Raw genomic sequence first — 20,780 nt, forward strand, 5'->3', positions numbered from 1 at the left:
TGGCGTACAAAGTCGTCCCTCCCGGTTGCCCCACCCTTTCGTACCACCCCTAGACTGAACATCCAGCAGGTGGCTCACGCTCGAAAGGCGCCCACGTGTCCATCGGCAACTCCCCCGAAGACGACCGGCCTTCGCTCGGTCACGCGCTCCAGCAGGCTCGAATCGCCGCAGGTCTTACGGTCGAGGAAGTCAGCAGCGCCACCCGGGTGCGCATCCCCATCGTGCACGCGATCGAGGCGGACGACTTCTCCCGCTGCGGCGGCGACGTGTACGCACGCGGTCACATCCGCATGCTCGCCCAAGCCGTCCGGCTCGACCCGGATCCGCTGATCGCGCAGTTCGACGCCGAACACGGCGGCCGTCCTGCGCCCACTCCGGCGGCGCCGCTGTTCGAGGCGGAACGGATCCGCTCCGAACCCCGTCGGCCGAACTGGACCGCGGCCATGGTCGCGGCGATCGTGGCCGTGGTCGGGTTCGTCGGCTTCACGCTGTTCAACGGCGACGACGACTCCGGCACGGCCCAGGTCGCCGAAGGTTCGACACCCGACAGGACCACTCCCGAACCCACTGCCACCAAGCCCGCCGATCCCAAGCCCGTGCCCTCCGAAAGCGCCATCGCCGCCGCCCCGCGCGACAAGGTGACGGTGAAGCTGAGCGCCACCGAGGGCAAGAGCTGGATCTCCGCCAAGGACCACAACGGACGGCTGCTCTTCGACGGGCTGCTGCTCCAGGGCGACTCCAAGACCTTCCAGGACAAGGAGCGGGTCGACCTCGTCCTCGGTGACGCCGGAGCCATCGAGCTCTTCGTCAACGGCAAGAAGGTCGACGACCGGTTCGAGCCGGGACAGGTCGAACGGCTCTCGTACACGAAGGGTGACCCCGAGGTCGGCTGACCTTGCGCCCCGCGTACTCGATCGGTGAGCATCCGGCGGCCCTGCCGGGAGCTCACCGTTCCTGTTTTCTCGTGCGCGGCACCGCTCCGCCGGTCACTCGCTGTAGCGGTGAACCCTGCACGGCAGGACGCGGTCCGGGACAAAGTAGTCTTGAGCCCATGCCCGAACGCCGTACCGTCGCCCTTGTCACTCTTGGCTGCGCCCGTAACGAGGTGGACTCGGAGGAGCTCGCAGGCCGCTTGGCAGCGGACGGCTGGGATCTCGTCGAGAACGCCTCCGACGCGGATGTCGCCGTCGTCAACACCTGTGGATTCGTCGAGGCCGCCAAGAAGGACTCCGTCGACGCCCTGCTCGAAGCCAATGATCTGAAGGATCACGGCAGAACCCAGGCCGTCGTGGCCGTCGGCTGCATGGCCGAGCGCTACGGCAAGGACCTCGCCGAGGCGCTGCCGGAAGCGGACGGAGTCCTCGGATTCGACGACTACGCCGACATCTCCGACCGCCTGCAGACCATCCTCAACGGTGGCATCCACGCCTCCCACACCCCGCGCGACCGGCGCAAGCTGCTCCCGATCAGCCCGGCCGAGCGCCAGGACGCCGCCGTCGCGCTGCCCGGGCACGCCCAGGAGATCACGCCGGCCCCCGCGGACCTGCCGGACGGCGTCGCGCCGGTCTCCGGGCCCCGGGCACCGCTGCGCCGCAGGCTGGGCACCAGCCCGGTCGCCTCGGTGAAGCTCGCGTCCGGCTGCGACCGCCGCTGTTCGTTCTGCGCCATTCCCTCCTTCCGCGGTTCCTTCATCTCCCGGCGCCCCTCGGACGTGCTGGGCGAGACGCGCTGGCTCGCTGAGCAGGGCGTCAAGGAGGTCATGCTGGTCTCCGAGAACAACACGTCGTACGGCAAGGACCTCGGTGACATCAGGCTCCTGGAGACCCTGCTGCCCGAGCTCGCCGACGTCGACGGCATCGAGCGGATCCGGGTCAGCTACCTGCAGCCCGCGGAGATGCGCCCGGGGCTGATCGACGTACTGACCTCGACCCCGAAGGTCGCGCCCTACTTCGACCTCTCCTTCCAGCACTCCGCCCCCGGCGTGCTCCGGGCGATGCGCAGGTTCGGCGACACGGACCGCTTCCTGGAGCTCCTGGACACCATCCGCGGCAAGGCGCCGCAGGCCGGGGCCCGGTCGAACTTCATCGTGGGCTTCCCGGGGGAGACCGAGGCGGACCTCGCCGAGCTGGAGCGCTTCCTGACCGGAGCGCGGCTGGACGCCATCGGTGTCTTCGGTTACTCCGACGAGGAGGGCACCGAGGCCGTCGGATACGAGAACAAGCTCGACGCCGACGTCATCGCCGAACGCCTCGCCCACATCTCGCAGCTGGCCGAGGAGCTCACCTCGCAGCGTGCCGAGGAGCGGGTCGGCGAGACGCTCCAGGTCCTCGTCGAATCCGTGGAGTCCGACGAGGACGGAGAGGTCGCGGTGGGCCGCGCCGCCCACCAGGCACCGGAAACGGACGGCCATGTCGTCTTCACCACACGCGAGGGACTCGTGCCGGGCCTTATGGTCGAGGCAAAGGCAGTGGGCACCGAGGGAGTGGACCTCGTGGCCGAACACCACGAGCTTGCGGAGGCAGCCAGATGACGGGAGCCCCGGCATCCGCGGCAGGCGGCTCCGGCGCGACGCCGGTACCCCGCGGCGGCATGCTGGGCGCGGGAGCCGTCAATCAGGCCGGCCTGTGGAACATCGCCAACATCCTCACCATGGTGCGGCTGCTGCTGGTCCCGGGCTTCGTCATGCTGCTCCTGCACGACGGCGGTTACGACCCGGTCTGGCGTTCGTTCGCCTGGGCGGCCTTCGCCGTCGCGATGATCACGGACCTCTTCGACGGTCATCTCGCACGCGCGTACAACCTCGTCACGGACTTCGGGAAGATCGCCGACCCGATCGCCGACAAAGCGATCATGGGCGCGGCCCTGATCGCCCTGTCCTCGCTCGGGGATCTTCCGTGGTGGATCACCGGAGTGATCCTCTTCCGTGAGCTCGGCATCACGCTCATGCGGTTCTGGGTCATCCGGCACGCGGTGATCCCGGCCAGTCGCGGCGGCAAGGTGAAGACGCTGGCGCAGGGCACGGCCGTCGGCATGTACGTCCTGGTACTGACCGGGCCGTTGGCCACCCTCCGCTTCTGGGTGATGCTGGCCGCCGTCGCGCTGACGGTGGTCACGGGTCTCGACTACGTGCGCCAGGCCGTCGTGCTGCGCCGCAAGGGTCTCGCCGCGGAGCGCGCCGCGGCCAGGGAAGGGATCGCGGCGGCGGCGGACGCCGGCGACGCGGGCCCGATCGCGGGTATGGGCGCGGGCGGCGCTGCGGGTGACGCGGGCCCGGTCGTGGGCACGTCCGCGAGCCACGCCGTCGGCGAAGGCGTCGTGGAGCCCGTCGCTGGGGCCCGGGGTGCGGCGGAGGCCGACCGGTGACGTCCGGAGCGGCCCGGGTGCTGCGGCGGCTGCAGGAGCGCGGTGAGACGCTCGCCGTCGCCGAATCCCTCACGGGCGGTCTGGTGGCCGCGGAGCTGACGTCGGTGCCCGGAGCCTCGCGGTCGTTCCGCGGGTCCGTCACGGCCTACGCAACGCCCCTCAAGCGGGACCTGCTGGGCGTCGACGGGGCCCTGCTCGCCGAACGGGGTGCGGTCGACCCGGATGTCGCGCTCGCGATGGCGGCCGGCGTACGGCGGGCCCTGGGAGCGGACTGGGGTGTGTCGACCACCGGTGTCGCCGGCCCCGATCCGCAGGACGGCAAGGCCGTCGGCACGGTCCACGTGGCCGTTTCCGGGCCGGGAGGCGTGCGGAAAGTCGCCGAGCTGAGGTTGAACGGTGGGCGGACGGACATCCGTAGAGAGAGTGTGCGGAGCCTGCTCGAACTGCTCTCCGGCGAACTCGGCGAAAATGCGGGGGCACAGGATACGGAACAGAACGGGGGGAATTGATGTTTGCAGCCCTGAGTGAACACGACATCGCTCCCCGCACGGCCGCAGCGCAAGGCGGTACGGTGGGGCGTGAAGGATGCGGCTACGCGGTCCGAGGAGGGAGCCACCGATGATTCTGCTCCGTCGCCTGCTTGGTGACGTGCTGCGTCGGCAGCGCCAGCGCCAAGGCCGTACTCTGCGCGAAGTCTCCTCGTCCGCCCGAGTCTCGCTCGGCTATCTCTCCGAGGTGGAGCGGGGGCAGAAGGAGGCATCCTCCGAGCTGCTCTCCGCCATTTGCGACGCGCTTGACGTACGGATGTCCGAGCTCATGCGTGAAGTGAGCGATGAACTGTCCCTGGCCGAGCTGGCCGAGTCGGCAGCAGCCAGCGACCCGGTGCCCGTGCCGGTGCGCCCCATGCTCAATTCGGTCTCCGTGGCGTCGGTGGCAGGTGTGCCGACGGGACGGGTGACCATCAAGGCGCCCGCGGAAGCGGTGGATGTCGTCGCCGCCTGACCTGCGCGGTTCATGGTGAACCGAGAGCCCCGGCCGGCCCCTCATGGGGTCGGCCGGGGCTCTCGGCATTCCGGGTGTGTGCGCGGGCGGACGCCGGGCAGGCGTGGGTGTGAGGCCTGGTGGCGTGGCCGGGTCGGCCCCTCCGGCACGCCACTCGAATGACCGTTTTGCGTTGTATATGCCATCGTGGACGGGTGGTAGGCCGAACAGCTATCTGATCGGAGAAGTGCATGTCTGTCGTGAAGAGCCCACTGTCCGAAGGCGACCGCAAGGTTGTGGGAGACGCCCTCCAAGGAGCTCTGGTCGACCTGATCGACCTCTCCCTGGCGGCCAAGCAGGTCCATTGGAATGTGGTCGGCCCGCGCTTCCGGTCCGTGCACCTTCAGCTCGACGAGGTCGTGGACACGGCGCGGCAGCACTCGGACACCGTCGCGGAGAGGGCCTCCGCGATCGGCGTCAATCCGGACGGGCGGTCCCGCACCCTCGCGAAGACCACGGCCATCGATTCCGTGCCTGACGGCTGGATCAAGGACGTGGACGCGGTACGGGCCCTCGTGGACGCCCTCCGTGTGGTGATCGACCGCATGAGGGAGCGCATCGAGGTGACCGCCGAGCCCGACCCCGTCAGCCAGGACATCCTGATCACGCTGACGGCGGACCTGGAGAAGCACGCGTGGATGTTCCAGGCGGAGAGCGCCTGACCGTCCGCCCCACCGACCACCCGACCAGCGAGCGAGGAGCAGAAGATGACCGACGACAACACCGTGGACAAGCTCAAGGGCAAGGCGAAGGAAGCGACCGGCAAGCTCACCGGGGACCGGCGCAAGGAGTCCGAGGGCAAGACCGATCAGGCCAAGGCCAAGGCCGGAGGCGCGATGGACGAGGCCGGTGAACGCGCCAAGGGCATGAAGGACTCGCTGACCGACGACGACGGGCGTTAGGGCCGCCGGACGACGGGCGTCAGGGCCTTCAAGGGTCTCGCCCGGTCGCACGGTTGCCGTGCCCCCGCCTTTTCCCGAGGCGGGGGCACAGCCATGGGATGCGGACGACGCAGGATGCAGGCGGAGGGGTCCCGGGGGAAACTGCGTGAAGGGCCGCGGTTCACCCGCTCCAGGACGGCCCCGGGAAAGAGCGTGCGACGTCGTCCTGTTCGCGCCCGTACGCCGGACAGTGCACCGATGCGCCCCTCCCACGAAGAGATCGTGCCGTACGGGCATCGGCCGGAGGAGGCAGTCATGGTGCGCCGATGGGTGCCGCTGCTCGTCCTGGGCGGCGTGTGGTGGTGGGCGGTGCTGCGGCTGCTGCTGGAGCCGCAGCACGCGGGCCTCGTCGAGGGCGCGGTGGCCGCGGGCGGGTGGGGTCTGAGCCTGCTGCCCGTACACGTCGCGGCGACCGGACGGCCCGCGCGCCCGCCCGCGCGGGCCGATGGCGGGCCGGCGCAGGGCGGTGGCGGCGCCTCCGCGCCCGGTGCTCACGGCGGGCCCGGGCCGGAGCGGCCGGACTCCTGACGGAGCGCGGCTCCCAGGGACTCTCAAGCGGTGGGCCCCGACTGGCACCGCGGACACCAGTAGGTGGGGCGGTAGTCCTGGTCCGCCTTGCGGATCGGCGTGCGACAGCGCAGGCAGGGCCGGCGGCCGCGGCCGTAGACGAACAGCCGCTCGTGCGTGCGGCCCCGGCCGTAGGCGGCGGTGGGGCCCGTCGTGGTCCGGTCGGGGCGGTCACGGTTGGCTTCCAGGAGCTGTTTGGCGGTGCCGACCAGACGTGTGGCCAGCGGCAGGGCGAGCTCGCCCACCGGCAGCCAGGGCGTGACACGGGCCATGAAGCAGAGCTCACACTTGTAGACATTGCCGATACCGGCCAGATTGCGCTGGTCCAGCAGCGCCTCGCCCAGGGGGCGCCCGGGCTCCGCGAGGAGATTGCGCAGGGCGGTGTCCGGATCCCAGCCGGGCCCCAGCAGATCGGGACCGAGGTGGCCGACGACCTGTTCCTCGTCCTTGGTGCGGAGGAGCTCGAGAACGGGGAGGCGATAGCCGACGGCGGTGCGCTCCGCGGTGCCCAGCACGGCCCGGATCTGGTGGTCGGGTCCGCCCCGCCAGCGTTCGCCCGGGCCGTAGACGCGCCAGGCACCGTCCATGCGCAGATGGCTGTGGAGGGTGAGACCGTCCTCGATGCGGGTGAGGAGGTGCTTGCCGCGTGCGGTGACATCGAGGACGGTCCGGCCGGTCAGGTCGGCCAGGGCGAACCGGGGCACCCGCAGATCGGAGCGGGTCAGCACATGACCCGCGAGCGCCGTGTCGAGACGCTTGGCGGTCTGCAGGACGGTGTCACCTTCGGGCATGCCTCCATGATGCGCGGCCCGGGGCCGTACGGGGCGGGCGACAGCCCGGCCGGCCCCGGGCAGGCACCCCGCACGGGCTCAGGCGCGCAGACGCAGCCCTCTCGGAGTGGCGAGGAAGCCGGCAGCCTCCAGGGTGCGCCCCAGGGGGGAGGTGAGGGACGAGACGCCGTTGGTGCGCTCCACGGTGACCGTGCCGAGCATTCCCGCGCGGGCCGCCGACGCGAGTGCCTCGGCCGCCGCGACGAGTGCCGGATCAGCGGGGTCGGCCGGCCAGGCCAGCAGCGTCTTGCCGCCGCGCTCCATGTACAGCGTCAGCTCGCCGTCGACCAGGACGACCAGTGCTCCCGCCTTGCGGCCCGGCTTGTGCCCCGCGCCGTCGGGGGGCTCGGGCCAGGACAGCGCGGCGCCGTACGCGTTGGCCGGATCGGCGGCCGCGAGGACCAGTGCCCGGGGGGCCGTGCCGGGGTCGGTGCGGTCGCGGGCGGTGGATGCGGCCCTCAGCCGGTCCACGGCGCCGTCCATCGCGAACTGTGCGGCTCCCAGGCCCTCGACGACGTACCCGCGGCGCGCCTGACCGCTGTCCTCGAACGCGGCGAGGATGCGGTACGTCGCGGAGAACCCGCCCTCGACACCCTCCGCCTGCACCGCGCCGCGTGTCACCACCCCGTGGCGGTCGAGGAGTGTCCTGGCCAGCGCGTGCGCGCGGTGGGTCGGTTCGGGCTCCGCCGGGGGCAGCAGGGACCACCGGCCCGACACGGTCGGCGGGCCGGTGCGGGAGGCGGTACGGGCGGCCGCGGTCAGCGACCCGTAACGGCCGCGCGGCACATTGCGCTTCGCGCGGTGTGCGGTCGCGCCCGCCGTGCGGCCCGAGCCGAGGAGCGAACGCAGCGGGGCGAGGGTGTCGTTGGTGAGGCGGCCGGACCAGACCAGGTCCCAGAGGACGTCGGCCAGTTGGGGGTCCGTACTGTCCGGGTGGGTGGTGGCGCGCACCTGGTCGGCGATCTGCCGGAAGAAGAGGCCGTACCCCCCGGAGAGGACCGCGAGGACCGATTCGTGCAGCGCGGTCTCCTCCAGCGGATGGGGCGGCGGCAGGAGCAGCGGTGCGCTGTCGGCGAGGTAGAGGGACAGCCAGCCGTCCTTCCCGGGGAGCGAGCCCGAACCGGCCCAGACGACCTCGCCCGTGGTCGTGAGCTCGTCGAGCAGCGCGGGGGAGTACCCGGCGACCCGGCTCGGCAGGATCAGCTTCTCCAGGGCCGACGCGGGGACCGGGGCGCCCTGCAACTGCTCGATGGCCCGGGCCAGCCCGTCGATCCCGCGCAGGCTGTTGTCGCCGAGGTGCTGCCACTGGGGCAGGAAGCCCGCCAGTGCGGCGGGTGGCACCGGCTCCAGCTCCTGGCGGAGCGCGGCGAGCGACCGGCGGCGCAGGCGCCGCAGCACTGTGGCGTCGCACCACTCCTGGCCGATGCCCGCGGGATGGAACTCTCCCTGGACGACGCGGCCCGATGCGGCGAGCCGCTGCAGCGCACCCTCCGTGACGGCGGCACCGAGGCCGAAGCGGCTCGCGGCGCGGGTGGTGGTGAACGGGCCGTGCGTGCGGGCATGACGGGCGAGGAGGTCGCCGAGCGGATCCTTCACCGGCTCGGTGAAGGCCTCGGGAACGCCCACGGGCAGCGCGGTACCGAGCGCGTCCCGCAGCCGGCCCGCGTCCTCGATGGCCGCCCAGTGGGGGGATCCGCCGATGCGCACCCGGATGGCCCGCCGGGCCGTCTCCAGCTCCTGCGCCCACTGCGGCTCGGCACCGCGCTCGGCCAGCTCGGCGTCGGTCAGCGGGCCGAGCACACGCAGGAGATCGGCCACTCCCTCGACGTCCTTGATCCGCCTGTCCTCGGTCAGCCACTGCAGTTCCCGCTCCAGCTCGCCGAGGACATCGGCGTCGAGCAGCTCGCGGAGCTCCGCCTGGCCGAGCAGCTCGGCCAGCAGATGGGAGTCGAGCGAGAGCGCGGCGGCCCGCCGTTCGGCGAGCGGGGAGTCGCCCTCGTACAGGAACTGTGCGACGTAGCCGAAGAGGAGCGAGCGGGCGAAAGGCGAGGGCTCGGGGGTGGTCACCTCGACCAGGCGGATGCGGCGCGCCTCCAGGTCGCCCATCAGTTCCGTGAGACCGGGGACGTCGAAGACGTCCTGGAGACACTCCCGGACCGCCTCCAGGACGATCGGGAAGGAACCGAACTCGGAGGCCACCTGCAGCAGCTGGGACGCGCGCTGCCGCTGCTGCCAGAGCGGGGTGCGCTTTCCGGGACTGCGCCGGGGCAGCAGCAGGGCGCGCGCGGCGCATTCGCGGAACCGGGAGGCGAACAGGGCCGAACCGCCGACCTGTTCGGTGACGACCTGGCTGATCTCCCCCTTGTCGAAGACCACGTCGGCGGCGCTGACGGGCGGCTGGTCGCTGTCGTAGCCGCCGCCGGGGAAGACCTGTCCCGGTTCGGAGCGCCCGGGAGCAGGCTCCTCCTCCCCGCCCGTATCCGCCGGTGCGGGATCGAAGTCGAGGAGATCCAGACCCATCAGATCGGCGTCGGGCAGCCGCAGCACGATGCCGTCGTCCGCGTGCATGACCTGCGCGTCCATGCCGTACCGCTCGCTGAGCCGGGCGGACAGGGCGAGTGCCCACGGGGCGTGCACCTGGGCGCCGAACGGCGAATGCACCACGACCCGCCAGTCACCCAGCTCGTCGCGGAAGCGCTCGACGAGGATCGTCCGGTCGTCGGGGACGTGGCCGCAGGCACGTCGCTGCTCGTCCAGGTACGACAGGATGTTCTCCGCAGCCCACGCGTCGAGGCCCGCGGCGAGCAACCGGAGCCGGGCGTCCTCGGGGGAGAGCCCGCCGATCTCCCGCAGGAACGCGCCCAGGGCACGGCCCAGCTCCAGCGGGCGGCCCAGCTGGTCGCCCTTCCAGAACGGCAGCCGTCCCGGGACACCGGGGGCCGGCGTGACCAGGACCCGGTCCCTGGTGATGTCCTCGATCCGCCAGGACGTCGTACCCAGCGTGAAGACGTCGCCGACCCGCGACTCGTAGACCATCTCCTCGTCCAGCTCACCGACCCGCCCGCCGCCCTTCTTCGGGTCGGACCCCGCCAGGAAGACGCCGAAGAGGCCGCGGTCGGGAATGGTGCCGCCCGAGGTGACGGCGAGCCGCTGGGCGCCAGGGCGGCCCGTGACCGTACCGGAGACGCGGTCCCACACCACGCGGGGGCGCAACTCCGCGAAGGCGTCGGACGGATAGCGTCCGGCGAGCATGTCGAGCACGGCGGTGAACGCGGATTCGGGGAGTGAGGCGAACGGCGCGGCCCGGCGGACGAGGGCCAGCAGGTCGTCCGCCTGCCGACTGTCGAGCGCGACCACGGCGACGATCTGCTGGGCGAGGACGTCCAGCGGGTTGGACGGGATCCGCAGTGCCTCGATGGCACCCACGCGCATCCGTTCGGTGACGACGGCGGCCTGGATCAGGTCGCCCCGGTACTTGGGGAAGACCACACCGGTGGACACCGCACCCACTTGGTGGCCGGCCCGGCCCACCCGCTGCAGCCCCGAGGCGACGGACGGTGGCGACTCGACCTGGATCACCAGGTCGACCGCGCCCATGTCGATGCCCAGCTCCAGACTCGACGTGGCGACCACGGCGGGCAGCCGGCCCGCCTTGAGGTCCTCCTCGACCTGGGAGCGCTGCTCCTTGGAGACCGAGCCGTGGTGCGCGCGGGCGAGCAGCGCGGGCGCTCCCTTGGCCGCTCCGGACTGAGCCATGATCTCGGCGGGGGAGTGGGCCTCGGGCAGCGGTCCGACGGACGTCTCCTCCTCGAAGGCCTTGCCCGTCGCCCGCTCGTACGCGATCTCGTTGAGCCGGTTGCACAGGCGCTCCGCCAGCCGCCGTGAATTCGCGAACACGATCGTGGAGCGGTGCGCCTGGACGAGATCGGCGATGCGCTCCTCGACGTGCGGCCAGATGGACGGCTTCTCCGCCTCGCCCGTCCCGCCGTCGGTGGCCGGGGAGCCGCCCAGCTCGCCGAGATCCTCCACCGGGACGACGACGGACAGGTCGAACTCCTTGGCCGACGGGGGCTGGACGATCTCCACCCTGCGCTGCGGCGACAGGAACCGTGCCACCTCGTCGACCGGGCGGACCGTCGCCGACAGCCCGATACGCCGGGCGGGGCGCGGCAGCAGCTCGTCCAGACGCTCCAGGGAGACGGCGAGGTGGGCACCGCGCTTCGTGCCCGCGACGGCGTGCACCTCGTCCAGGATCACCGTCTCGACCCCCGCCAGCGCCTCCCGGGCCGAGGAGGTGAGCATCAGGAACAGCGATTCCGGAGTGGTGATGAGGATGTCCGGGGGCCTGGTCGCCATCGAGCGCCGCTCGGCCGGAGGGGTGTCGCCGGAGCGGATTCCCACCCGCACCTCCGGCTCGGGCATGCCCAGCCGCACCGACTCCTGGCGGATGCCCGTCAGCGGCGAGCGCAGATTGCGCTCCACATCGACCGCGAGCGCCTTCATGGGTGACACGTACAGCACGCGGCAGCGCTTCTTCGCCTCCGCGGGCGGCGGCACCGCTGCCAGCCGGTCCAGCGAGGCGAGGAAGGCGGCCAGCGTCTTCCCGGAACCGGTCGGGGCGACGACCAGCACGTCGGAACCCTCGCCGATGGCCTGCCAGGCGCCCTCCTGCGCCGCGGTGGGCGCGTCGAAGGCGCCCGTGAACCAGCTGCGGGTAGCGGGTGAGAACGAGTCGAGTGCGGAACCGGCCATGCCACCCATCGTGCACCCCGGCACTGACAACGGCCGGTGACGTGCCCGGCGCTCACCGGCCCGAACTGCGGGCAGGTGCCCGGACCTGCGGGAATGTCCGAATGGCGGCAACGGACCGCCGAATGAGTGGGGGATGCGCGGGCACTGCGCGCGGCCCCCACCCCGGAGGTGAGGTGCCTTCCTCCGGGCCGGGCACCCGCCCGTCGCGCTGCTGGGGCCCTCGAGAAGCCGTACGGGATGCTCCGGACACCTGCCTCACGGGAACGCTCCCCGGCCCGGCCCGGCCCGGCCCGGACGCCGGTCGCGGTTCAGCGGAGACCGCGTCCGTACGCCCGGAGTGTCTGCAGGGCCTTGAGCGTCACGATCGGGCGCCCCTCCAGGGCCGTGCCGGGCGCCCACTGCCGCCAGCCGACCGGCCAGCCGCCGTCGGCCTGCTGCTCGTCCGCCAGGTGGTCCAGGCTGGTCTGCAGCTCGGCGTCGCTGAACCACCGGCGCGCGAAAGACCCGGGGGTGCGGGCGTAGTCGTAAGGGAAGTGGTGTTCCCCCGGCGCGTAACCCGGTGCCACCGGGTACTCGTCCCGCCGCCGCGGATCCAGCACCACCAGGTGCTGCTCACGGACCAGATGCCCCAGCCGGTCGGCAGCCGCTTCGGCACGGGCCCGGTCCGGGACGCCGTCCAGGAACGCGATCGCCGCCTCGATCTCGTACGGGTGCGACTGCTCCAGCGCGTCGACGGCGGCCCAGCAGAAGTCGGTGGCGCGGAACAGCCAGGCGTGCCACACCCGGTTGCGGTGCAGCAGTCCGACCACGGGCCCCGTCGTCAGCAGCTCGGCGGGCGGGTTGTCGACGACCGGGATGAAGGGGGCTGCGGGGTAGCCGCGCTGCGAGGGGTGCAGTGCGGGCAGCGCTCCTTCCTTCGTCGACACGGCGGTCAGATAGCGGCAGATCCGTTCGACGCGCAGGCCGCCGCAACGACCGATCGAGTCGAGGACGCTCAGGGCGTGCGCGGTGTGCAGGGGCTGGCTCACCGGCCCGCGGAGATCGGGTTCCAGTGCGTGGCCGTAACCGCCGTCATCGTTCAGATGGGCGGCGAGGGCTGTCTCGACGGCGTCCGCGCTCCCCTCGAGGAAGAGATGGGCGAACCGCCGCTGCTCGAGGACACGGGCGGTGAGCCAGATGAACTGCTCGGCGCGGGCGAGGGTGTTTGCTCCGGTTCCAGCCATGGACCGACCGTAGAGGGCGAAGCACCGCCCGCAGGGCCCACCCGGCTCGGCTGCACTCTCAGGGGCGGGATACTGGAGGCATGCGGTTGACGATTTTCTGGGAGCGGATGGCGGACCACTTCGGTGAGGGGTACGCGGATTCCTTCGCACGCGACCATGTGATGGCCGAGCTCGGCGGCCGCACGGTGCACGAGGCACTGGCCGCGGGCTGGGAGGCCAAGGACGTCTGGCGCGGCGTCTGTTCGGCGGTCGGTATTCCGGCGGACAGGCGCTGAGCACCGCGATCCCGGCAGACGGGGGACAGGATGTACCAGCAGTGAGCGAGACTTCTCCCGTGGCACCGACAGACGAGACCGCTCAGACCCAGCCGCCCGCCTCACCGCCCGTCCCGCCGGCTGCTCCACCCAACCCGCCGCCCGGCACCGGTCCTGTCCGTATGCCCGGCTGGCTGCCGCGGGCCATGGTCATGGCGCTGGCGCTCTACGGTGTCTTCCAGCTGGGCAGCTGGGCCTTCTACCAGCTCATCGGACTGCTGACCAACGTCCTCATCGCCTTCTTCCTGGCGCTGGCCATCGAGCCGGCGGTGGGCCGCATGGCGGGACGCGGGATGCGGCGGGGGCTCGCCACCTTCCTCGTCTTCCTCGCTGTGCTGATCGCCGGGGTCGGCTTCGTCGTCATGCTCGGCTCGATGCTCGCCGGTCAGATCATCGACATGGTCGAGGAGTTCCCCAAGTACCTCGACTCGGTGATCAACTGGGTCAACCAGACCTTCCGCACCGAGCTCTCCCGGGTCGAGGTGCAGGACAGCCTGCTGCACTCCGACTGGCTCCAGAAGTACGTGCAGAACAGTGCGACCGGTGTGCTCGACGTCTCCACCACCGTGCTCGGCGGACTGTTCCGGCTGCTGATGATCTTCCTGTTCTCGTTCTACTTCGCTGCCGACGGCCCCCGGCTGCGGCGGGCCCTGTGCTCCGTGCTGCCGCCCTCCCGGCAGACCGAGGTGCTGCGCGCCTGGGAGATCGCGGTGGACAAGACCGGCGGCTACATATACTCGCGCGGACTGATGGCGCTGATCTCCGGTGCGGCGCACTACATCCTGCTGGTGGTCCTCGGCGTGCCCTACGCGCCGGCGCTCGCGGTCTGGGTCGGCCTCGTCTCGCAGTTCATTCCCACGATCGGTACGTACCTGGCCGGTGCGTTGCCGATGCTGATCGCCTTCACCGTCAACCCCTGGTACGCACTGTGGGTTCTCGGTTTCGTCGTGGTCTACCAGCAGTTCGAGAACTACGTGCTGCAGCCGAAGCTCACGTCCAAGACGGTCGACATCCACCCCGCGGTCGCCTTCGGATCGGTGGTCGCGGGCACCGCGCTGATGGGGGCCGTGGGGGCCCTGATCGCCATCCCGGCCGTCGCGACGCTGCAGGCGTTCCTGGGCGTGTACGTGAAGCGCTACGACGTGACGGACGACCCGAGGGTGCAGGGGGCCCACCAGCGGCGCCGCGGCGAGCCGGTACTGAGACGGATCCGCAGGGCGGTCGGGGGCAACCGGGAACGCTGAGCCGGGACCGGCTCGGCGATCTCGCATGACATCGGCCGGCGGCCCGGACCCTCGGTCTCGGTGACGCGTCTCAGGGCTCCGGGGCGTCCGCCGTCCGGATCGGCGATTCGCGGGTCCGCACCGGCTGTGCGCTCGACAGCGACTGCGCGTACCGGTGCGCCGCCTCCTGCCTCCTGCCCCCGTGCGGTCGTCGCCCGCCCGGCGCACGCGGGTACGCGGAGACGGCGGAGCGAGCCGAAAAGTGACGGGATCACGCCGGTCTGCTCGGTGGCCGCCGCAGGCTTCGCCTCCTTGGCCACCGCCTGTTCGCCGAGGTGCGCGGTGGTCGCCCCGACGGCCTCCCGCCGGTCCGTCTCCGATCACACGGAGTCGCTCGTGCGTCCCGTTGACGTACGCGGTGGTACCGGCCCCGTCCTCGGGCGGACGGCGATGCCGTCGGCACCGCGTGCGTGTCCTCGGCGCCGGGCGTGGTCTCCTCCGGCTGGTCGCGCGGACCGCCCGGATCACTCGGAGATGTCGTCGCCCTCCTCGTCGCCATGGCCACGGGGAGGGCGGTGATGTGCCCGCCTTTGCTCGGCGAGATCGTGCTCGTGTCACGTTATAAGGCGATATTCTCGACTGCGTCGACCGGGTATCCCGCTCGCCGAGGCCCCGTGTGGTGCGCTTGACACCAAAATCGAACATCCATTCTTATGGAATTCCGGCCGGGTTTTTCCGGTCCCGGCCGCGGAGTTGTCCACAGGCCGGGAGGACGTCGATGCCCATTGTCAGTGGCAGGGGTTAGCGTCTGTGACGTGAAGCGATCGACTCAAGCAAATCGGGTGGAACCCATGGCAGGAACCGACCGCGAGAAGGCGTTGGACGCCGCACTCGCACAGATTGAACGGCAATTCGGCAAGGGCGCGGTCATGCGCCTCGGCGAGCGGCCGAACGAGCCGATCGAGGTGATCCCCACCGGATCGACCGCGCTCGACGTGGCGCTCGGCGTCGGCGGTCTGCCGCGCGGCCGTGTGGTGGAGGTGTACGGGCCGGAGTCCTCCGGTAAGACCACGCTGACGCTGCACGCCGTGGCGAACGCGCAGAAGCTCGGCGGATCGGTGGCCTTCATCGACGCGGAGCACGCTCTCGACCCCGAGTACGCGAAGAAGCTCGGCGTCGACATCGACAACCTCATCCTGTCGCAGCCGGACAACGGCGAACAGGCGCTGGAGATCGTGGACATGCTGGTCCGCTCCGGTGCGCTGGACCTGATCGTCATCGACTCCGTGGCGGCCCTGGTGCCCCGTGCGGAGATCGAGGGCGAGATGGGTGACTCGCACGTGGGTCTGCAGGCCCGTCTGATGAGCCAGGCGCTCCGGAAGATCACCAGCGCGCTCAACCAGTCCAAGACCACCGCGATCTTCATCAACCAGCTCCGCGAGAAGATCGGTGTGATGTTCGGCTCGCCGGAGACCACCACCGGTGGCCGGGCGCTGAAGTTCTACGCCTCGGTGCGTCTGGACATCCGCCGGATCGAGACGCTCAAGGACGGAACCGACGCGGTCGGCAACCGCACCCGCGTCAAGGTCGTCAAGAACAAGGTCGCGCCGCCGTTCAAGCAGGCCGAGTTCGACATCCTCTACGGCCAGGGCATCAGCCGCGAGGGCGGCCTGATCGACATGGGCGTGGACCACGGCTTCGTCCGCAAGGCCGGCGCCTGGTACACGTACGAGGGCGACCAGCTCGGCCAGGGCAAGGAGAACGCCCGCAACTTCCTCAAGGACAACCCCGATCTCGCGAATGAGATCGAGAAGAAGATCCTGGAGAAGCTCGGCATCGGCGTCCGTCCGGCGGACCCGGCGGAGGCAGCACCCGCCACCGCCGATGCGCCGGCGGCAGGTGCGGACGGTGCGGCGAAGTCGGTGCCCGCTCCCGCGGCCAAGGCCAAGCCCACCAAGACCGCGGCGGCCAAGAGTTAGGCCGTGACGCGTCGAACGGAGTGGTCGGGCACCGACCTGGGGGCGGTTCCCGGCCCGGGATCCACCGCAGAGCCCACCGAAGGCTCCACGGGACCCGGCCGGGGGGCCGGGTTCGGCGAGGGGGCGGGCCGTCGTTCCCGCTCCCGATCCAGAAGCAGCGGTTCCCCCTCTTCGTCGAGGGCCGAGAAGGGGGAACCGCAAGACCCGGTCGAGCAGGCGCGCAACATCTGTCTGAGGCTGCTCACCGGGACCCCGCGGACCCGTAAACAGCTCGCCGACGCCCTGCGCAAGCGGGAGATCCCCGATGAGGCGGCGGAGGAAGTGCTGTCGCGGTTCGTGGACGTCGGGCTGATCGACGACGCGGCGTTCGCGGACGCCTGGGTCGAGTCCCGGCACCACGGGAGAGGGCTGGCCCGTCGCGCCCTCGTGCGCGAGCTCCGCACCAAGGGCGTGGACTCCGCGGTGATCGACGAGGCGGTGGGGCAGCTCGCCCCGGAGCAGGAGGAGGAGACCGCCAGGGAGCTGGTCGCGCGCAAGCTCCGCTCCACGCGCGGTCTGGACCGTGACAAGCGTCTGCGCCGGCTGGCGGGCATGCTCGCCCGCAAGGGATACGGGGAGGGGATGGCCCTGCGCGTGGTGCGGCAGGCACTCGAGGCGGAGGGCGAGGACACGGAAGGGCTGGACGAGCCGTTCTGAGGGGCCACGGAGTAGCAGCGCCACAGGGGGAGCCGAAGGTCCGCCGCGGGGGAGGGCGGACGGGGCGGCGGTACGGGGAAGACGCGCTGGGCGGTGGGACGGGCAGGACGGGGCGGGTGCAGCGGTGACGGAGGGGGTCACCGCTGCCCGCCGGTGGCTCGTCCGCCCGCCGTCCGGCCGGGGAGGGGTCGCGGCGGACCGGCGCCCCAGGACCGGGCCGCGGAACGGGCTGTTCGCCGCGCGCCGCGTCCCCCGCGGTCCCGCAGGGGACGCGCGGTTCCTCAGTGTCCCGCCAGGGACGCGCGGCGGATCGTGGAGTCGAGCAGCGACAGTGCCTCCGGGGCGGTGCGGCCGGGATGCCGGTTCCACGGACCGATCATTCCGGTCCAGCCCCGTGAGCGCAGTTCGGTGATCATCCATGCGCCGGCCCGGTCCACGGTGTCGAGCGAGCCGTAGCCGAGCCTGTGCGCGGTCAGCATGGCTCCGCACAGGCACCGTGCGCCGCGGGCGTTGCGGAGCCGGTACGGGGTGTTCTGCCAGCCCCACTCGGTCAGGATCTGCCGCGCGTAGCCGAGATGGACGGACGGACGCACATCCGGCTGCCCGACGCGGCGCCATGCGTGGAGGTGCTCGGGCAGGACCGCGCCGAGCCGCCCGGGGAGCCGGCGTTCTCCGGCGGACCGGGCGGGCAGCGCCCGCAGGGACTCGTCGATCAGCCGGTCGACGGGCACGGTCAGCAGATTCCGCCAGTCGGCCGGAGGCTGCGATGGAGTCGCCGCCGGCCGCTGCGGGTCCGGGGCGGGGAGGACCGGCTCGGGTGTGGTGTGCTCCCAGCCCGAGACGATCTGCTGCCACGCCTCCGAGTCGTGGAGCCGGGAGGCCTGGGCGTCGAGCTGGTCGGGGCTGGGGCGAACGGTTTCCATCGGCGCGACATCTCCGTACATTCCGATCCTCAATGATGAGGTGAATGTCCGTCGCGCGGCGGGATCGCTCCACCGGGGAGCGGCGTTCGGGTGTGTCAGTGGGTCATTCGGCCCTGCCCGGGATCGGAAGGGCGACCGGTAGTCCCGCCGCGCGCCAGGCCTGGAAGCCGCCGATCAGATCCGTGGCCCTGCGAAGCCCCAGCTGACGCAGGGACGCGACCGCGAGACTCGACGCGTACCCCTCGTTGCAGATCACCACGACCGGTAGATCATGGCTCACCGCCTCCGGGGCGCGGTGGCTGCCCAGCGGGTCGAGCCGCCACTCCAGCTCGTTGCGCTCGATGACCAGCGCCCCGGGAATCAGGCCGTCCTTCTCACGAAGGGCCGCGTACCGGATGTCCACCAGCAGCGCTCCCTCTGCTGCAGCGGCAGCGGCCTCCGCCGGGGCGATCCGTTCGTAGCCGGCCCGGGTCCGTTCCAGCAGTTCGTCGATCCCGACCCGCTCCACACCGTCCTGGGTGCCGCTCACTGCCAGTCCTCCGGGCGCTCGGTCTGCTCCAGGCGGAGCACCGCACCCACGCGGCTGTACCGGCGGATCAGCGGCAGGGGCGGGTAGTAGGCGTGTACGGAGACGGCGTGCTCCTGGCCGGATGCGTTCAGCACCTCGTGCACATGGTGCCGTCCGAACGCCCTGCCCCGTCCCGTCGTCAGCTCCCGGGTGCGGTCGATGCCCTCGTTCAGCTCGAGGGTCTTCCAGCCGTCGGCGGGCAGCCGGGCGGCCAGCGAGTGCTCCCTGAGGGCCCCCGAGGCGATGGTGAACGCCCCGATCGATTCGGCGTGGTCGTGCCAGCCGGTGCCCGTGCCGGGCGGCCAGCCGATCAGCCAGGCCTCACTCCCCCCGGGCCCCTCGAGCCGGAGCCAGGTACGGCCCTCGGGATCGAGCGGGAGCGCGGCGACGAGCGCGGCGTCGTCCGCCGTGCGGCGGACGAAGTCGAGCAGCTCCGCCGCTGTCGGACCGGACGCGGCTTCGGCAGCGGACACGGGCGTGGGCAGGGAAGGGGTGGGCGCAGACACAGAAACCGTCCTGAGAGTTCGCATGGGAGCGCGGTCGTGCGCAGAGACAGCACGTCGCGCCAGGGGGAGCGAGTCAGCAGGACGGGCGACACACGCAGCCCGCATAGCGGACGAGGTCCATATGGACCCTCCGCCACAGGCGCACATCGGTGTCGGTCATGATCTGGAGTACACCATGTGCGCCTGCGGCGGTCAATTGACGTCCGCGGTCCGGTCGGAGCCCGTGGGGGCGCGCCCCTCGTCCTCGGGCGCCGTGCCTACGGCACCACCGCGCGCCGCGTCGGCCGCGGCGTGCAGCTCCGCGGCGCGGACCCCGCTGAAGGCCGCCACGAGGTGGCCGTCCGGCCTGACCAGCAGCACTGTGTGGGCCGTCGCGCCCGGATAGCTCTCGGTGACCAGGAGCTCGGCCTTCGCGGGCAGGGCGTCCACGGCCTCCACCAGCCGGGGCATGACCCCCGCGGTCAGCCAGTGCCGCCGGTCCCACACCCCGGTCCCCGGGGCGACCAGGATCACCAGCAGATGCCCCTGCCCCAGCCGCTCGCGCAGTCGCACCGTCTTTCCGTCAGGCGCGGTCACCCGCACATCGGTGACCGGCGCACCGGGGGGCGTACCCACCGGAGTGTGTGCGCCGGTGTGCGGAGGCGAAAGAGGGGAGTACGTGTACGAGGGGGGCGCACCGAGGGGGCCGCACCCCAGGTGACCGTCGGCCAGCAAGGTGTCGTGCCCGCGTGCGCTGCCCGGTACCAGCGTCCGCAGGCCCGCGCCGCCCCGCAGTATCGGCAGCGACTGGTCGGCGGCGCGCAGCCGGGAGGCGACCGCGGCCCGGCGCTCCGCCTGGTAGCTGTCGAGCAGCACGTCGGAGGCGCCCTGATGCCAGGCCTGCGCCAGCTTCCAGGCCAGGTTCTCGGCGTCCCGCAGCCCTTCGTCCAGGCCCTGGGTGCCGAGCGCACCCAGCAGGTGGGCCGCGTCGCCGGCCAGGAAGGCCCGTTTCGACCGCCACCGCCGGGCCAGTCGGTGGTGCAGCGTGTACACACCGGTGTCCAGCAGCTCGTAGGCCGGGGTCTCGCCGCACCAGCCCGCCAGAGTGTCGCGGATCCTGGTGATCAGGGCGTCGGGGGTGACGAGCTCGCCGCGCGGCGGGAGGAGCCAGTCCAGCCGCCACACGTCGTCCGGCAGCGGACGCGCGGTGACCTCGGCGCCCCCGGTGCGCCAGGGCGGCGACCGGTGCAGCACGGCCTCGCCGGGCCAGGGCAGATCGACACGGAGGGCGGCGACGGCGTGCCGCTCCACCGCGGTCCTGCCGGGAAACCTGATGTCGAGGAGCTTGCGCACGGTGGACCTGGCGCCGTCGCAGCCGACCAGATAGCTCCCCCGCCACCAGGTCGAACCGGGCTCCCTGGTGTGCACCGTGACCCCGTCCGCGTCCTGCTCCAGCGTGTCGATCCGGCTGAACGGCACCATGCGCACCAGGCTCTGGGCGGCGACCGCGCGCCGCAGACCGCGGGTGAGGGAGTGCTGGGGCAGATGGACGGGAGCGGGAAGCGGAACCGCACCCTCCTCCTCGCCGAGCGGGACGGCGCGCACCAGCTGCTTGCGCCGCACGGACCGCCAGCCGGTCCAGCGCAGCCCCTCGTCGTGGAGCGCCGAGCAGCCGAGGCGTACGACCAGGTCCGCGGTGTCCTCGCGCAGTACGACCGTGCGGGCCGGGCGCGGCTCGTCCTTCCCGGGCCCTTCGTCGAGTACGACGGTGGGGACGCCCTGATCCGCGAGGGCGAGGGACAGCGCCAGACCGACCGGTCCGGCGCCGACGACGATCACCGGGTCCACGGTGCGTACCCTCCGGCCCTGGCAGTC

The 20,780-nt window shown here is 71.9% G+C and carries 20 protein-coding genes; 12 read left to right on the forward strand and 8 right to left on the reverse strand.

Features of this window, described 5'->3' with window-relative positions; genetic code table 11:
- Window positions 1-95 precede the first annotated feature (95 nt).
- From OG927_RS24425 to OG927_RS24460, 8 genes are all read left to right on the forward strand, one after another.
- Window positions 96-893 carry a helix-turn-helix domain-containing protein gene (locus OG927_RS24425; protein WP_124281032.1) on the forward strand — a complete coding sequence of 266 codons (798 nt, stop codon included), beginning with the start codon at window positions 96-98 and terminating at the stop codon, window positions 891-893.
- Window positions 894-1,051: 158 nt separating this feature from the next.
- Window positions 1,052-2,530, forward strand: a complete 1,479-nt coding sequence (gene rimO, locus OG927_RS24430; RefSeq protein WP_056790933.1) for a 30S ribosomal protein S12 methylthiotransferase RimO — start codon at window positions 1,052-1,054, stop codon at window positions 2,528-2,530.
- Window positions 2,527-3,363, forward strand: coding sequence for a CDP-diacylglycerol--glycerol-3-phosphate 3-phosphatidyltransferase (pgsA, locus tag OG927_RS24435; RefSeq protein ID WP_056790930.1), 837 nt, complete (start codon window positions 2,527-2,529; stop codon window positions 3,361-3,363). Before rimO ends, pgsA begins: the two co-directional genes overlap by 4 nt.
- On the forward strand, window positions 3,360-3,872 hold the full coding sequence (locus OG927_RS24440) for a CinA family protein (protein WP_056790927.1): 513 nt from the start codon (window positions 3,360-3,362) through the stop codon (window positions 3,870-3,872). Before pgsA ends, OG927_RS24440 begins: the two co-directional genes overlap by 4 nt.
- 109 nt (window positions 3,873-3,981) lie before the next feature.
- The gene (locus OG927_RS24445; RefSeq protein ID WP_056790924.1) at window positions 3,982-4,365 is read left to right on the forward strand and encodes a helix-turn-helix domain-containing protein; all 384 of its coding nucleotides are present in this window, start codon (window positions 3,982-3,984) and stop codon (window positions 4,363-4,365) included.
- Window positions 4,366-4,595: 230 nt separating this feature from the next.
- Window positions 4,596-5,066: a Dps family protein gene (locus OG927_RS24450; RefSeq protein WP_056790921.1), complete on the forward strand. Its 471-nt coding sequence runs from the start codon at window positions 4,596-4,598 to the stop codon at window positions 5,064-5,066.
- A 45-nt stretch (window positions 5,067-5,111) separates the two neighbouring features.
- Window positions 5,112-5,306, forward strand: coding sequence for a CsbD family protein (locus tag OG927_RS24455; RefSeq protein ID WP_056790916.1), 195 nt, complete (start codon window positions 5,112-5,114; stop codon window positions 5,304-5,306).
- Window positions 5,307-5,600: 294 nt separating this feature from the next.
- On the forward strand, window positions 5,601-5,873 hold the full coding sequence (locus OG927_RS24460; RefSeq protein ID WP_056790968.1) for a hypothetical protein: 273 nt from the start codon (window positions 5,601-5,603) through the stop codon (window positions 5,871-5,873).
- A 23-nt stretch (window positions 5,874-5,896) separates the two neighbouring features.
- Here OG927_RS24460 and OG927_RS24465 read toward each other — a convergent pair whose 3' ends face one another.
- From OG927_RS24465 to OG927_RS24475, 3 genes are all read right to left on the reverse strand, one after another.
- Window positions 5,897-6,703 (reverse strand): Fpg/Nei family DNA glycosylase, encoded by an 807-nt coding sequence (locus OG927_RS24465; protein ID WP_056790914.1) that lies wholly within the window; start codon window positions 6,701-6,703, stop codon window positions 5,897-5,899.
- Between the two features lie 78 nt (window positions 6,704-6,781).
- Window positions 6,782-11,494, reverse strand: a complete 4,713-nt coding sequence (locus tag OG927_RS24470; protein WP_330320772.1) for an Lhr family ATP-dependent helicase — start codon at window positions 11,492-11,494, stop codon at window positions 6,782-6,784.
- Window positions 11,495-11,802: 308 nt separating this feature from the next.
- Entirely contained in the window at window positions 11,803-12,717 is a 915-nt protein-coding gene (locus OG927_RS24475) for a hypothetical protein (protein WP_124281027.1), read from the reverse strand.
- An 80-nt stretch (window positions 12,718-12,797) separates the two neighbouring features.
- Between OG927_RS24475 and OG927_RS24480 the strand changes: the two genes are divergently transcribed.
- The 4 genes from OG927_RS24480 (at window position 12,798) to recX (ending at window position 16,929) form a co-directional block, all read left to right on the forward strand.
- Window positions 12,798-12,992, forward strand: a complete 195-nt coding sequence (locus OG927_RS24480) for a DUF3046 domain-containing protein (protein ID WP_056790904.1) — start codon at window positions 12,798-12,800, stop codon at window positions 12,990-12,992.
- A 161-nt stretch (window positions 12,993-13,153) separates the two neighbouring features.
- Complete coding sequence (locus OG927_RS24485) at window positions 13,154-14,275, forward strand: AI-2E family transporter (protein WP_124281646.1); 1,122 nt, start codon at window positions 13,154-13,156, stop codon at window positions 14,273-14,275.
- An 830-nt stretch (window positions 14,276-15,105) separates the two neighbouring features.
- The gene (gene recA / locus OG927_RS24490) at window positions 15,106-16,233 is read left to right on the forward strand and encodes a recombinase RecA (protein WP_209469623.1); all 1,128 of its coding nucleotides are present in this window, start codon (window positions 15,106-15,108) and stop codon (window positions 16,231-16,233) included.
- 3 nt (window positions 16,234-16,236) lie between these two features.
- Entirely contained in the window at window positions 16,237-16,929 is a 693-nt protein-coding gene (gene recX, locus OG927_RS24495) for a recombination regulator RecX (protein WP_330320773.1), read from the forward strand.
- A gap of 281 nt (window positions 16,930-17,210) precedes the next feature.
- Here the strand turns inward: recX and OG927_RS24500 are convergent, their stop codons facing one another.
- The 5 genes from OG927_RS24500 to OG927_RS24515 all read right to left on the reverse strand — a co-directional run bounded on the left by OG927_RS24500 (window position 17,211) and on the right by OG927_RS24515 (window position 20,753).
- Window positions 17,211-17,852 carry a DUF6197 family protein gene (locus OG927_RS24500; protein ID WP_056790894.1) on the reverse strand — a complete coding sequence of 214 codons (642 nt, stop codon included), beginning with the start codon at window positions 17,850-17,852 and terminating at the stop codon, window positions 17,211-17,213.
- Window positions 17,853-17,955: 103 nt separating this feature from the next.
- On the reverse strand, window positions 17,956-18,381 hold the full coding sequence (locus OG927_RS24505; protein WP_372450597.1) for a rhodanese-like domain-containing protein: 426 nt from the start codon (window positions 18,379-18,381) through the stop codon (window positions 17,956-17,958).
- Window positions 18,378-18,950 carry a cupin domain-containing protein gene (locus tag OG927_RS24510; protein ID WP_057573575.1) on the reverse strand — a complete coding sequence of 191 codons (573 nt, stop codon included), beginning with the start codon at window positions 18,948-18,950 and terminating at the stop codon, window positions 18,378-18,380. The genes OG927_RS24505 and OG927_RS24510 overlap by 4 nt, the downstream gene beginning before the upstream one ends.
- 49 nt (window positions 18,951-18,999) lie before the next feature.
- Window positions 19,000-19,086, reverse strand: a complete 87-nt coding sequence (locus OG927_RS36010) for a putative leader peptide (protein WP_311605579.1) — start codon at window positions 19,084-19,086, stop codon at window positions 19,000-19,002.
- Window positions 19,087-19,118: 32 nt separating this feature from the next.
- Complete coding sequence (locus OG927_RS24515; protein WP_056790883.1) at window positions 19,119-20,753, reverse strand: FAD-dependent monooxygenase; 1,635 nt, start codon at window positions 20,751-20,753, stop codon at window positions 19,119-19,121.
- Window positions 20,754-20,780: the final 27 nt, after the last annotated feature.

This window comes from Streptomyces clavifer, from assembly GCF_036345975.1.
Classification (GTDB): domain Bacteria; phylum Actinomycetota; class Actinomycetes; order Streptomycetales; family Streptomycetaceae; genus Streptomyces; species Streptomyces clavifer.